Here is a 13,197-nt window from a genome sequence, read left to right on the forward strand (position 1 = left end):
AATTTAAAAAATATTTATTGACTTACTATAACCTATAAATTATATTAGTTCTATCGGAATTACAAAAAAATATGATAAATCTCTTATCAAGAGTAGCTGAGGGACTGGCCCTATGAAGCTCGGCAACCTCCTTTTAGAAGGAAGGTGCTAAATCCTGCAAACGATTATCGTTTGATAGATAAGAGAGGACATTTTTTCATGAGCCTCTCTTAGTTTGTAAGAGAGTTTTTTTATTTTCAAAAACCGATAAAAACAATCTTGGAGGTAGTTTTCATGAAAAAGAAAAATAAATTTTTAGTAGGTTTAGCAAGTCTTACATTAGCAGCAGCTCTAGCAGGTTGTGGCTCTAAAGAAGAGAGTAAAGGTCAAGCTGAAGCAATTAATGAAAATAAAATCGTCGTAGGCGTCACGTCTGGTCCACACGAACAAATCGCAGAAGTTGCAGCGAAAGTAGCCAAAGAAAATGGGCTAGAAGTAGAGCTTAAATCATTTTCTGATTATGTTTTACCTAATACATCCTTATCTGAAGGTGATCTTGATGCGAATAGCTATCAACACGAGCCTTTCCTCGATACGTTTAATAAAGATCATGATACAGATTTAGTACCAGTAGGCAAAACGATTTTAAATCCAATGGGTATTTACTCTGAAAAATATAAATCCTTTGATGACATTCCGGATGGTGCAACATTTGGTTTACCAAATGACCCAACAAATGGTGCTCGTGCCCTCTTTGTTTTACAGGAAGCAGGCTATATAAAATTAAAAGATGGGGCAGATTTAACAGCCTCTATCCGTGATGTAGAAGAAAACAAAAAGAATTTAAAATTCATCGAATTAGAGGCAGCTCAAATTCCTAAGCAGCTTAGTGAAGTAGATGTAGCAGCTATTAATACAAACTTCGCATTGGAAGCTGGCATTAATCCTAAAGATGACGCTATTCTTTTAGAATCTACTGACTCTCCATATGTGAACTATATTGTGGTACGTGCAGAAAATGAAAATGACCCAACAATTAAAAAGTTCGTTGAGGCTTACCAATCTGATGAAGTACGTCAATTCATTGAAGAAGAATTCAAAGGTTCAGTAATCCCTAGCTGGTAATACATTCAGGAAGCTTCTAGTAGCTGAAGAATCTGCCGAAATTCCTCTATGGAAAACGAGCAGATTCTTGCTTTTTAGGAGCTTGAGAAAGGAGCAATCAATCGGATGATTCAATTACAAAATATCTCAAAAGAATATAAGACGAAAAAAGACATCATTAAGGCTGTAGATGGAATCAATCTCCATGTAAAAAAAGGACAAATTCATGGTGTGATTGGCTATAGTGGTGCAGGTAAAAGTACACTCATTCGTTGCGTCAATCTACTAGAGCGACCTACAGCTGGAAAAGTGTTAATCGACAATGTGGACATTACTGCCCTTTCTCTTCATGAATTACGGCAAACACGCCAAAAAATCGGAATGATTTTCCAACATTTTAATCTATTAAAAACGGCAACCGTTTACCATAATATTGCTGTTCCTTTAAAGCTACTTGGCTATAACGAGAAAGAGGTAAAAAACCGTGTGGCTAAATATGCTGAAATTGTTGGATTAACAGACAAACTAGACAGCTACCCTAACCAACTTTCAGGTGGGCAAAAGCAACGTGTTGCTATTGCACGTGCCTTGGCACAGGAACCAGAGGTTCTACTTAGTGACGAAGCAACAAGTGCACTCGACCCTGAAACAACCGAAGCCATTCTTGAATTGTTGTTAAAAATTAACCGTGAATTAGGCATTACGATCCTGCTGATTACACATGAGATGAATGTCATTCAGAAAATATGTGATGAGGTTTCTGTTCTTGAGTCCGGAAAAGTGGTGGAATTTGGTACGGCTATTGAACTTTTTGCTAAACCGAAGCATCCTACAACGAGAAAGTTTTTAAATACGATTTCACAACGTAATTTATCCCCTTCCCTGATCGAGCAGTTAAATGTTTCAGGCAGTGTCATTCGTTTAACCTTCCTAGGTGAAAGTACTGGTAAGCCATTACTAGCAGAAGTTACGAAAGTGTATGATGTACAACCAAATATTTTAACGGCAAATATTATTGAATTAAAAAACGGCATTGTTGGTAACATTGTGGTGCATTTACATGGAGAACTTCACATTGTCCAAAAGGCACTCACATATTTTACGGAAAATGGCGTCGCGGTGGAAGAATTAGGAGGCGAATTCAATGAGTAGTATTCAAAGCTTTTTTACAGATTGGTCAGATGTAATTGGCAAATCAATTATCGAAACATTTCAAATGGTCGGAATTTCTTTATTGTTTTCCATTCTCATTGGTATTCCATTGGGGCTATTAATCGTATTAACACGACCAGGTCAATCCTTTGACAATAAATTTTTATATCAATTTTTTAATTTAGTCATCAATATTATACGTTCTGTTCCATTCATCATTTTATTATTTTTCATCCTCCCTTTTACTAAGCTGATCGTCGGCACAACAATTGGGGTTAAAGGTGTTATCGTTCCGCTAGTTGTCTATACAGCTCCTTATATTGCTCGACTGATGGAATCTGCGCTATTAGAGGTGGATTCGGGAGTGGTAGAAGCCTACACAGCAATGGGTATTAAACGTCGCCATATTATTTGGCATGTGCTATTACGTGAAGCTCGTCCATCTATTATTTTAGGCTTAACAATTGCCACAATTGGTTTAATCGGTGCTACGGCTATGGCAGGAATGGTTGGTGCTGGAGGTTTGGGTGACCTCGCCTATCGTTATGGTCATTTACGCTATGAGGTCGATGTTATGTATGCAACTGTCTTTATCTTAATCATTCTTGTGCAAAGCATTCAATCCATCGGCAACCGCTTCGCTGCGAAATTGAAAAAGGATTAAGAGGAGAATGACAATGACAACTGAAATTTATGTAGAGAAAAATGGTTATATTGCAACGTTAGTGTTAAACCGACCTGATAAACGGAATTCCTTATCAAAGGCGATGTTTCAGAACATAGTAGAGCAACTTGAGCAGTTACGTGTAGATTCTTCTATTAAGCTCTTAATTGTCCGTGGCGTTAATGAAGTAGCCTTTTCATCTGGTGCCGATATTAGCGAGTTTTTAGATATTCGTTATGCCGCGGACAATGCCAAAGCCTATAATGATTTGGCTCTAAAGGCGATTGATACCCTCTATAAATTTCCTCACCCGACGATTGCTATGATTCAGGGTTTAGCCATTGGTGGTGGCTTAGAACTAGCCAACGCATGTGATTTTAGAATGGCGACACCAAAGAGTAAGCTTGGCATCACAGCGGCGAATATTGGTATTGTCTATAATCTTGAAAGTACAAAGCGCCTCATCAATCTTGTTGGTGTTGCCAAGGCGAAAGAGATTTTATACACAGCCAACATTTTTACAGCACAAGATGGAAAAAACATCGGTTTAATCACAGCCTTACATGAGCCAGAGGATATTGAAAGTGCCACGCTGCATTTTGCTGAACATCTATTAAGTAAATCATCCATTGCAAACGCAGGCATCAAAAAAATGATCCAAGCAATTGTAGATGGTGAAAACGAAGAAAGCGATGAGCTGGCACAGATCGTTCTTAATTCATTTAGTTCAGATGATTATAACGAAGGTATTCAAGCCTTCTTAAACAAAAGAAAGCCTATTTTCAATAAATAAGTGAGGTAGTAACGATGACAAACATAACTGATGGTGATCTACTCTTAAAAAATATTACTGCACAAGCCCCCTTCCCCATTTGCTTTGCAGATTTAGAAAAGGCCGTAGCGGAAAAAATCGAAGCTGGACCTTTTGGCTATATCCGTTCAGGTGCTGGTGGTGAACAAACACTGCGCAATAATCGTGCAGCTTTCGAAAAGTATTCTATAGTTCCTCGCTTTTTAAAGGATGTTTCAAATGTTCAAACATCGATTAATTTGTTTGGTAAAACATACCCAACTCCATTGCTCTTTGCTCCCGTCGGCATGAACGGAATGGTTCATGATGAAGGTGAGCTTGCTGTAGTACGTGCTGCCGAGCATTTAAACATGCCCTATATTCAAAGCACCGTTTCCACTTATGCACTTGAAGAAGTTGCTCAAGCTGCTCCTTCTGCAACAAAATGGTTTCAATTATATTGGTCTACTAATGAAGAAATCGCTTTTAGTATGGTGGCACGAGCGGAGGCAGCCGGATTTGAAGCGATTGTCTTAACTGTCGATACAGTAATGCTTGGTTGGCGTGAAGAAGATGTCCGCAATCAATTTTCACCATTGAAGCTAGGCTATGCACGAGGCAATTATATGAATGATCCCGTTTTTACAGCCACTTTACCTGATGATTCATTCGAGTCCTACGTACAAGGTGTCTTGCAAAATGTCTTCCACCCAACACTTAATTGGGCGCATGTTCGAGAATTAAAAAAGCGTACAAACCTTCCTATACTATTGAAGGGAATTTTACATCCTGAAGATGCGAAGCTAGCTATCGACAATGGTATTGATGGCATTATTGTATCAAACCACGGTGGCCGTCAATTAGATGGTGTTATTGGTTCACTTGATGCACTTCCTGCTATTGCGAAAGTTGTGAATGGACAAATTCCTATTATTTTAGATAGTGGTGTCTATCGTGGCATGGATGCTTTAAAAGCACTTGCTTTAGGAGCGGATGCCGTTGCAATCGGACGCCCTTTCGTCTATGGGCTAGCCCTTGAAGGACAACAGGGCGTCGAAAAGGTGATGACCAATCTTTATGATGAATTAAAGGTTTCCATCGCTTTAGCAGGTGCGACTTCTGTCAAAGGATTACGCAACATCACATTAGTCAAACATGATGGGACTGAGGTTAAATGAAACAAGCATTACAAGGATTAAGAGTTGTTGATTTATCGCAAGTATTAGCTGGTCCTTATTGCACGATGGTCTTAGCAGATATGGGTGCAGAGGTTATCAAAATTGAGAAGTATCCAAACGGAGACGATACCCGTACAATGGGTCCTTTTATAAATGAAGAAAGCCATATGTATATGATGGTCAATCGCAATAAGAAAGGGGTTTGTATTAATTTAAAAACGCCAGAGGGATTAGCTTTATTTAAAGAACTTATCCAATCTGTTGATGTCCTTGTGGAAAACTATCGACCAGGTGTCACAAAAAAGCTTGGTATTGATTATGACACATTAAAAGCTATCAATCCTGGTCTTATTTATTGCTCTATTTCAGGCTATGGACAAACGGGTCCGTATAGTCAAAAGGGTGGCTATGATATTATGGCACAGGGTCTGAATGGCTTAATGCATATGACGGGTGAAGCGGATGGTCGACCTGTAAAAGTCGGCTTTGCCGTGAATGATATTGCTGCTGCTCAAACAGCATTACAATCTATTTTAATGGCCTATATTTATAAGCTGCGTAGTGGCGAGGGGCAATATATTGATGTTTCCTTAGTGGAATCAGGTCTAGCATGGACTGTATGGGAGGCCGCTGCTTACTTTGGACATGGCGAACTACCGGAGCGGACTGGAACAGCACATCGGGTATCCGCACCCTATCAAGGTTTCAAAACGCAGGACGACTATATTTTAATAGGTGCTGGCAATCAAAAGCTATGGGAGATTTTTGCAACAAAAGTTATCAACCGACCTGATTGGTTAGACAATCCCCTCTTTGCTACCAACTATTCACGTGCCCAACATGTGAAAGTACTGGAGGCAGAAATTGAGAGCGAATTAATCAAGCATCAAGCTATTTACTGGCTAGCGCTATTGGATGAACACGGCGTACCCTCTAGCCCAATCTATTCCTACGATCAAACATTAAATGATCCACATATTCTAGAGCGTGGCATGGTCTTGTCCTATGAGCACCCAACTGCAGGACCGATGCGTACATTAGGCTTCCCAGCCAAGTTCTCACAAACACCAGGTCACCTAACAAGTGCAGCACCTACTTTAGGACAACATAATGAGGAGATTTTACAGGCTTTGAATATCTCCGCTGAAGACATTCAGCAATTAAGAACAGCCAAAATTATAGGTTCGAAATAAAGCTATCGACTACTTTCAGGTGGCTATCGATCAGTTATGAGCTGCTATCGACTATTTTTTCACTTTTATCCACCACTTTCAACTTTCTATCACACAAAAAGGCTTCCCCATCCATGAGGAAGCCTTTTTCTTATTGAATAACGCCTAATTCACGACCAACTTTTTCGTAAATCGCAATCGCATCATCCAGCATTTCTTTTGTATGTGCCGCTGTTGGCATATTACGAACACGTCCTGTACCTTTTGGCACAGTTGGGAAAACAATTGATTTTGCATAAACGCCTTCTTCAAAAAGACGTTTTGAAAATTCCTGTGTCAGCTTTTCATCCCCAATGATACAAGGCGTAATCGGTGTTTCAGATGCACCGATATTAAAGCCAAGCTTCTCCAGTCCAGCTTTTAAATAGTTGCCATTATCCCAAAGCTTATCGTGCAGCTCTGTTGAATCAATCAGCATTTGTACAGCTGCTGTAATGGCTGCTACATCACCAGGTGGTAGAGCTGTTGAGAATAGGAATGGACGAGAGCGAACTTTCAGCCAATCAATTAAATTTTTCTTACCTGCTACATAGCCACCCACAACACCAATAGCTTTTGATAGTGTACCAATTTGGAAGTCAATTTCTTTTTCTAATCCAAAATGCTTCACAGTTCCTTTGCCTTTACCTGTTACACCTGAACCATGTGCATCATCGACATACGTAATTAAATCAAACTCTTTAGCAATTTCCACAATCTCAGGTAATTTAGCAATATCACCATCCATTGAGAATACACCATCTGTTATGACCATGATTTTATTGTATAATCCTGATTCTTTAGCTGCTTTTGCCTTAGCACGTAGATCATCCATATCGGAGTGATTAAACGCAATGATTTTCGCCTTTGATAAACGACAACCATCAATAATAGAGGCATGGTTTAATTGATCAGATAGAATCGCATCATTTTTATCCATCACAGCTGAAATGGCTGCCATATTACAATTAAAGCCAGATTGATAAGAAATAGCCGCTTCTGTTCCTTTAAATTCAGCAAGCTTTTCTTCTAATTTAACGTGCAAATCAAGTGTCCCGTTGATTGTACGAACAGCACCTGCACCAACACCGTATTTATCAATTGTCTCTTTGGCAATACGCTTTAATTCTTCATTTGTTGCTAAGCCAAGATAGTTGTTAGAGGATAAGTTAACAAGATTTTTGCCACGGACTTGAATAATCGGGCCATTAGCTCCCTCTACTGGATCAATTTCATTGTATAAGCCTTGTTCATGTAAGGCTTGTAGGTTTTCATCTAAAAATGCATTCAATACTTTTGACAAGCGTATCATCCTTTCCTAGGAAAACTGTTCTAGCTCCTAGTTTAGCACATGCAAGCCATTAGCTACATTACTTTGTTAATCTTTCGAATAATGGCGCTGTTTTTTCACGCCATAAGGATGCGGATAGACAATTATCCACTAGACGGCGGATTGTATATTCGGCTTCAGCATAACGCTTCGAATGACCCATTGCATCCTGGATAGCTTCTTTGTAGTGTGCTCGAACTGCCTCAATTGCTGTTTCTGCCTCCTCTGAAAGTGCACAATGTTGCCCAATATCAAAAATTTTGTCCCCTAATCTACCATCCTGTGGATCAAAGACATGGGGCTCTGTGCTATCAAAGATACAGAAATTAAGCTCTGGAATAATGACCATATCCACTGAACCTGCATCTAAACCACACCATATAATTTGTGCATCAAGACCTCTAGCATTAGCCTCATCCGCTAAACCCTTCATTAATGAAGACTTACCTGTACCAGGCTTACCTTTAATCATGAAGCGAGTCGTTATACTTTTTGTAATACTTTCAACGGTATTTTCCGCACCTCTAGGCGTTAGTGTTCCAAGTAAACGATGTGTCCGTATACCCGTTTTATTTAAAACAATTGACTGGAACACTTCTGTCTTTAAATTTTCCACTTGTTCATTTAATGCCTGCCAGTTCATACAGCTTTGCGTGATAATCTCCCAGTCATCATGAAGCTTGATTGCCTGATCCAGCTTTGCAATACATTTTTCACGCCAAGTTGCACGCTCCTGCATCGCCTCAGCAAGCTGCTCCCCAACCTTTTCAAGCTGTACTTCCTCTAAACAATCATAAAAGGACATAACGCGATGCTTTGTACCGAGTAAAGTTGGCTCGATATTCCATTCAGAGGCCCATACAAAAAGTCTGTTACAGCCCTTTACATAAACGGCCTCAACTACTTCCTCTAATAAAGCATGCTTAAACCATTCGACTGCAAAGCCCTGCTTCACATAAAAATACCCTAGCTCTTTTAACAGCTCTGATCCTTTAAATGTGGGGGCACCTTGCAAAAAGTAAACAAGCTCCGCCTCTTCTATCATCTCTTTATATAAATGTTTCACACCTTGCCCAGTCAATGCGTGTCCAAAATAATACGTTACATTTCCATTCAAATGTCGTTCCTCCTTTAGCTTCTGCCCTGCATTATATGAAAGAACGCTAAAAAAGATGAAAAGCTACTTCTATCTTTTACAGATCTAAGTAGCTTCATCGTTTAATAGAATGGCTTCATTCCTTCTATATGCCCAATACATTTCATTAATATTTTACGACAATACGGTAATGAATATTGCACAATATAGCCTGAGGTTAGAGCGATTAATACCGTCCCTACGCCAACTGGTCCTCCTAAAAGCCAGCCAACAATGGTCACCAGAACTTCGATGCCCATTCTGGCTGTTTTAATCGAGCCACCAAACTTTTCAACAAGTATCATCATTAAAGTATCTCGTGGACCTGCACCCATATTCGGTGCAATATACATCCCACAGCCAAAACTTAAAACAAATAAACCAATGATAAAATATGTAATCTGCAAGCCATAAACATCAGTAGATGGCAGCACCAAATTAAATACATCAATGAAGGAGCCGATGAGCAGCATGTTCAGCCAAGTGCCTATCTTTGGCCATTCACGTAACACAATCGATGTTGAAGCAACTATAAAGAGCCCTGTTATAATAGACCATGTCCCAATACTTAACCCAAAATTTTGAAATAACCCAACATGCAAGACATCCCAAGGGCTTGTGCCAACAATTTTCCCCTTTATCGACATCGTGATGCCAAGTGACATCACAATTAGGCCACTAATAAAAAATGTCCAACGCCACCCCATTATCTTACGCATTTCCTATCCCTCTCTCTATGCATGATATTGCTCTAACTGTATCACATTTTCTATAAAAAATTGAGAGACTGCGCTTGTACTTGATTGTCCATTATACATAAAGAAACTACCCATTCTCTCACGCATGGGTAGTTGTAATAGGGGCAAGCTGTGCCTTTGTCATATTTTTCAAGTCGTCTAGCTGAACATGGATTTGCATACCTATTTTCCCCGCACTCACAATAATACTATCTTGCCCTAGGGCAGATTCATCTATTACTGTTGGATATAACTTCTTCATCCCCACTGGTGAACATCCGCCACGTACATAACCGGTATAACCAAGTAAATCCTTTACCGCTAGCATTTCGATTTTCTTTTCCCCGACTACCTTTGCGGCAGCTTTTAAATCCAGCTCCTCTGCCACTGGAATGATAAATACAAATAGCTTTTGTGCGCTTGCCTTTGCTACCAATGTTTTAAACACACGCGTGACAGGGTGACCAATTTTTTCTGCAACAGAGACACCATCAACTTGACCGTCTCCCGTTTCATATTCAATCACATCAAAATGGATTTTTTGTTGTTCTAATAATCGAATTGCATTTGTTTTCGCATGCTTTGCCTTTGCCATGTCAATAATCTCCTATCTACAGCATCAGGCTATCAAAGAGAACATAGAGTCCGTGTCTGGACGATAGCCATTTTTCGTCATTTGAACATGAGCCGCATATTTTTCCGATACCTGATGGAATGTTCTTAATTTAAATGCAGTCTCATAGTTCTTACCGAAAATTGTATCTGCAAATGGATCCAATTTCAATTCCTTCGAGAAACGTTCAGGAACCTTCACTTCCATGATGTCACGTACAAAGGATGGTTCTTCTTCACCTATTTTGCCCTCTTCAGTATACGAATCGTTTAATATATGTTGTATTTGCGCATTCACGCTTTGTGCCACACGTAAATCTTGAGGAGAAGGCTCTGTCGATGCTAATGCGGCATGTCGCACCTGCTCTAAAATTTGCAAGGTGTCATTTTGCTCTGGATTGGCGACAGCAGAAGATTCTGCGCTATCACTAGTACCTTCTTTATAGGATCGCTCATGAGCACGTACATTCTTTTCTGTTTGCCGCAAGTCTTCCATTATGGCTTGCTGTTGAGGAGTAACTTCTTTTGACTTTTCTTGTTGCTGCTCAAATAAGTCTTGATCGGTACGCCCTAACAGTAGATTTTCAAGTTCAAGCAATGCTGGGTTTTTCTTTGGCTGAAAATACATCGCATTTTTGCGATAAGCTTCTCCGGCTTCTTTTCGCTGCAAGATTTTTTTACGATTATATTGCGATGAAATTCTCTCTTGCTCCCTTAAATTTGATATTTTCATAGTTTTCACCTCGCCCTTCTATCTTCATATGCTAATAAGATACTAGATATGAAAATATCTTCTTTCACTATATCTATACCGTCTGAACAGTTTCTGTACACTCATTATCGGAATTTTCACTATTAAATTCAAGCAAAAATTAATACTAACCACCTAAAGAGATACTAATTATTTTTAGTGCTAGGTATAAAGACTCTATTTTTAAGCGTATAATCCATACATTCATTTTACAGTAAGCACTCTTTAAACAAAATTTTTATTAACGCAAAAAACAGCCCTTAAAACAGGACTGCTTTCTCATTTTTTAGGTCTAATTAAGATCCCTTTATAAGCTATATAGCCAAGCCATGCGCCAATCGTATTCAAAATTAAATCATCAATATCCGCAGAACCCACTGTAAAAATGAATTGAATGGTTTCTACAGCAAGACTAGCAAAAAAGCCTAAACAAATAATGACCCATGCTTTGCGAAATTTTTTCGACAATAATGGCAATAAAAAACCCATTGGCGTAAAAATTAATAAGTTGCCAAGAAGGTTAACGATTATGATATCCCAATTAAAATATTGAGAGTAGTTTATATAGCGGAGAATCGTTTCAAAGGGAACAAAATTAGTAGTTAGTCGCCAACTACTATAATCAAACAAACCTAAGTCGCCAATAGAATAATCGCCTTGCAATAAAACAACTACTACATTTACTAAGCGATCAATGACCAATTTATAAAAAGCTATAAATGAATAGATGCTAAATAAGATCCACCCCATGACCTTGAGGGGCAAATAATATGTATCAATGACATCTCGATACGGTAATGGGAGCTTGGCATTACCGTGAACATCCGTTATGTTGTTTTTAGACAAGCTTAACACCCACTTCCCTTTATTCCTTCCCATATTTTAATATGCTGCTCTATGGCATGCAAGTAGCTGAAAAAATTAATCATTCAAAAAAAGCTGCCTCTTAACAGCAGAGACAGCCTTTCAATAAGTATGTTTATACTGGGTTTACCCCATGCTTACGTTGTGAGAATAATAAGTATTTGGACATATAAAGCTCTAAGCGATTTTCTAACACCTTGCGTAACTCATTCGGCTCAATGACATCATCGATGATTAGCTCTGATGCTAATCGATACACGTCAATTTCCTCTTGGTATTCTTTACGTTTCTCAGCAATGAAACTTGCTTGCTCTTCTTTTGGAAGCTCTGCAATTTTATTGGCATAAACAGCATTCACAGCAGCCTCTGGTCCCATTACGGCAATTTGTGCATTTGACAAAGCAATACAGCAATCTGGTTCAAAGGCAGGTCCTGCCATGGCATATAGACCTGCACCATACGCTTTACGCACAATGACCGTTAGCTTAGGAACAGTTGCCTCACTCATGGCAAAAATCATTTTCGCACCATGACGGATGATTCCTGCTTTTTCTACCTGAGTACCAATCATAAAGCCAGGAACGTCTGCTAAGAATAACAGCGGAATATTGAATGCATCACAAAGTGAAATGAACTTCGCTGCTTTATCAGCAGAATCGTGGAATAGCACGCCTCCCTTGACACGAGGTTGGTTAGCGATGATCCCAACGGATTGCCCATTAATACGTGCAAGACCTGTAATTAATTCTGGTGCAAATAATTTTTTGATTTCACAAAATGAATCTTCATCGATAATACGTTCAATTAATTTATACATATCAAAAGGAACATTTTGGTTTTGTGGAATTAATTCTTCAATAGATTTATCAAATGAAGCAGGTGGTTTAGGTGCCTCTATCTTACTGCGCTCAGCATAGTTATTCGGGAAGTAACCTAAATATTTACGAGCATACGTAATAGCCTCCTGTTCTGTTTTGACAAGCACATCTCCACAGCCTGATACAGAACAGTGCATTTTTGCGCCACCCATTGTCTCTAAATCTACTTTCTCCCCAATAACCATTTCCGCCATCCGAGGTGATCCTAAATACATAGAAGCATTTCCTTCTACCATGACAACGATATCGCAAAATGCAGGTATATAAGCACCACCTGCTGCGGAAGGACCAAATAATAAGCAAATTTGCGGAACTTTCCCTGACAGCTTGACTTGGTTGTAGAAAATACGTCCTGCTCCTCTGCGTCCTGGGAACATTTCTAACTGATCTGTAATACGCGCACCTGCTGAATCGACTAAATATAGTAATGGGCAATTCAGCTTTTCAGCTGTTTCCTGAATACGAATCATTTTTTCAACTGTGCGTTTTCCCCAAGAGCCCGCTTTAATAGTAGAATCATTAGCTAGCACACATACCGTGCGACCATGAATTTTACCTATACCTGTGACAACACCATCAGCTGGTAAATCCCCTGCTAAACAGTTTGCATAGAGGCCATCCTCTGATTGAAGACCATCATCTAGTAATAGTTCAAGACGTTCACGTACAAATAGCTTGCCTTGTTGTGCATTTTTATCATGATATTTTGGTAAACCACCTGTTAAAATTTTGTCCTTCATTGTAGGTGGCGTATTTTCTGTCGAGATATTGCTCATGTTTATTTCCTCCCTTTGCCCAATCAATTACACCAA

General features: G+C 39.2%; 13 protein-coding genes and 1 riboswitch. Of the genes, 6 read left to right on the plus strand and 7 right to left on the minus strand.

Annotation, left to right across the window (positions count from 1 at the left end):
* The first annotated feature begins 80 nt into the window (after positions 1 to 80).
* Positions 81 to 185: riboswitch (SAM riboswitch) on the plus strand.
* A gap of 88 nt (positions 186 to 273) precedes the next feature.
* From CRI88_RS05800 to CRI88_RS05825, 6 genes are all read left to right on the plus strand, one after another.
* Positions 274 to 1,104 (plus strand): MetQ/NlpA family ABC transporter substrate-binding protein, encoded by an 831-nt coding sequence (locus CRI88_RS05800; protein ID WP_058843618.1) that lies wholly within the window; start codon positions 274 to 276, stop codon positions 1,102 to 1,104.
* Between the two features lie 105 nt (positions 1,105 to 1,209).
* Positions 1,210 to 2,235, plus strand: a complete 1,026-nt coding sequence (locus tag CRI88_RS05805) for a methionine ABC transporter ATP-binding protein (protein WP_036117457.1) — start codon at positions 1,210 to 1,212, stop codon at positions 2,233 to 2,235.
* On the plus strand, positions 2,228 to 2,899 hold the full coding sequence (locus tag CRI88_RS05810) for a methionine ABC transporter permease (protein WP_036117459.1): 672 nt from the start codon (positions 2,228 to 2,230) through the stop codon (positions 2,897 to 2,899). The genes CRI88_RS05805 and CRI88_RS05810 overlap by 8 nt, the downstream gene beginning before the upstream one ends.
* Positions 2,900 to 2,912: 13 nt before the next feature.
* Positions 2,913 to 3,692 carry an enoyl-CoA hydratase/isomerase family protein gene (locus tag CRI88_RS05815; RefSeq protein ID WP_058843617.1) on the plus strand — a complete coding sequence of 260 codons (780 nt, stop codon included), beginning with the start codon at positions 2,913 to 2,915 and terminating at the stop codon, positions 3,690 to 3,692.
* Between the two features lie 14 nt (positions 3,693 to 3,706).
* Positions 3,707 to 4,867, plus strand: coding sequence for an alpha-hydroxy acid oxidase (locus CRI88_RS05820; protein WP_036117463.1), 1,161 nt, complete (start codon positions 3,707 to 3,709; stop codon positions 4,865 to 4,867).
* Complete coding sequence (locus CRI88_RS05825) at positions 4,864 to 6,060, plus strand: CaiB/BaiF CoA transferase family protein (protein ID WP_058843615.1); 1,197 nt, start codon at positions 4,864 to 4,866, stop codon at positions 6,058 to 6,060. Before CRI88_RS05820 ends, CRI88_RS05825 begins: the two co-directional genes overlap by 4 nt.
* Before the next feature lie 130 nt (positions 6,061 to 6,190).
* Here CRI88_RS05825 and CRI88_RS05830 read toward each other — a convergent pair whose 3' ends face one another.
* From CRI88_RS05830 to CRI88_RS05860, 7 genes are all read right to left on the minus strand, one after another.
* The gene (locus tag CRI88_RS05830) at positions 6,191 to 7,390 is read right to left on the minus strand and encodes a glycine C-acetyltransferase (protein WP_170829839.1); all 1,200 of its coding nucleotides are present in this window, start codon (positions 7,388 to 7,390) and stop codon (positions 6,191 to 6,193) included.
* A 58-nt stretch (positions 7,391 to 7,448) separates the two neighbouring features.
* The gene (locus CRI88_RS05835) at positions 7,449 to 8,525 is read right to left on the minus strand and encodes a nucleotide kinase (RefSeq protein WP_036117469.1); all 1,077 of its coding nucleotides are present in this window, start codon (positions 8,523 to 8,525) and stop codon (positions 7,449 to 7,451) included.
* A gap of 101 nt (positions 8,526 to 8,626) precedes the next feature.
* The gene (locus tag CRI88_RS05840) at positions 8,627 to 9,262 is read right to left on the minus strand and encodes a YczE/YyaS/YitT family protein (protein ID WP_036117471.1); all 636 of its coding nucleotides are present in this window, start codon (positions 9,260 to 9,262) and stop codon (positions 8,627 to 8,629) included.
* A gap of 118 nt (positions 9,263 to 9,380) precedes the next feature.
* On the minus strand, positions 9,381 to 9,875 hold the full coding sequence (ybaK, locus tag CRI88_RS05845) for a Cys-tRNA(Pro) deacylase (RefSeq protein ID WP_036117473.1): 495 nt from the start codon (positions 9,873 to 9,875) through the stop codon (positions 9,381 to 9,383).
* A gap of 24 nt (positions 9,876 to 9,899) precedes the next feature.
* On the minus strand, positions 9,900 to 10,625 hold the full coding sequence (locus CRI88_RS05850; RefSeq protein ID WP_101966472.1) for a hypothetical protein: 726 nt from the start codon (positions 10,623 to 10,625) through the stop codon (positions 9,900 to 9,902).
* Between the two features lie 297 nt (positions 10,626 to 10,922).
* Positions 10,923 to 11,489 (minus strand): VanZ family protein, encoded by a 567-nt coding sequence (locus CRI88_RS05855; protein WP_036117477.1) that lies wholly within the window; start codon positions 11,487 to 11,489, stop codon positions 10,923 to 10,925.
* A gap of 133 nt (positions 11,490 to 11,622) precedes the next feature.
* On the minus strand, positions 11,623 to 13,161 hold the full coding sequence (locus tag CRI88_RS05860; protein WP_058843613.1) for an acyl-CoA carboxylase subunit beta: 1,539 nt from the start codon (positions 13,159 to 13,161) through the stop codon (positions 11,623 to 11,625).
* Positions 13,162 to 13,197 lie beyond the last annotated feature (36 nt).

The organism is Lysinibacillus fusiformis (genome assembly GCF_002845985.1).
GTDB lineage: Bacteria > Bacillota > Bacilli > Bacillales_A > Planococcaceae > Lysinibacillus > Lysinibacillus fusiformis_D.

Excerpts from the sequence above, each read along its gene's own strand:
- CRI88_RS05830 (WP_170829839.1), bottom strand. The coding sequence starts at position 7,390 with ATGATACGCTTGTCAAAAGTATTGAATGCATTTTTAGATGAAAACCTA.
- ybaK (WP_036117473.1), bottom strand. The coding sequence starts at position 9,875 with ATGGCAAAGGCAAAGCATGCGAAAACAAATGCAATTCGATTATTAGAA.
- CRI88_RS05800 (WP_058843618.1), top strand. The coding sequence starts at position 274 with ATGAAAAAGAAAAATAAATTTTTAGTAGGTTTAGCAAGTCTTACATTA.
- CRI88_RS05860 (WP_058843613.1), bottom strand. The coding sequence starts at position 13,161 with ATGAGCAATATCTCGACAGAAAATACGCCACCTACAATGAAGGACAAA.
- CRI88_RS05840 (WP_036117471.1), bottom strand. The coding sequence starts at position 9,262 with ATGCGTAAGATAATGGGGTGGCGTTGGACATTTTTTATTAGTGGCCTA.
- CRI88_RS05805 (WP_036117457.1), top strand. The coding sequence starts at position 1,210 with ATGATTCAATTACAAAATATCTCAAAAGAATATAAGACGAAAAAAGAC.
- CRI88_RS05815 (WP_058843617.1), top strand. The coding sequence starts at position 2,913 with ATGACAACTGAAATTTATGTAGAGAAAAATGGTTATATTGCAACGTTA.
- CRI88_RS05850 (WP_101966472.1), bottom strand. The coding sequence starts at position 10,625 with ATGAAAATATCAAATTTAAGGGAGCAAGAGAGAATTTCATCGCAATAT.
- CRI88_RS05810 (WP_036117459.1), top strand. The coding sequence starts at position 2,228 with ATGAGTAGTATTCAAAGCTTTTTTACAGATTGGTCAGATGTAATTGGC.
- CRI88_RS05825 (WP_058843615.1), top strand. The coding sequence starts at position 4,864 with ATGAAACAAGCATTACAAGGATTAAGAGTTGTTGATTTATCGCAAGTA.
- CRI88_RS05820 (WP_036117463.1), top strand. The coding sequence starts at position 3,707 with ATGACAAACATAACTGATGGTGATCTACTCTTAAAAAATATTACTGCA.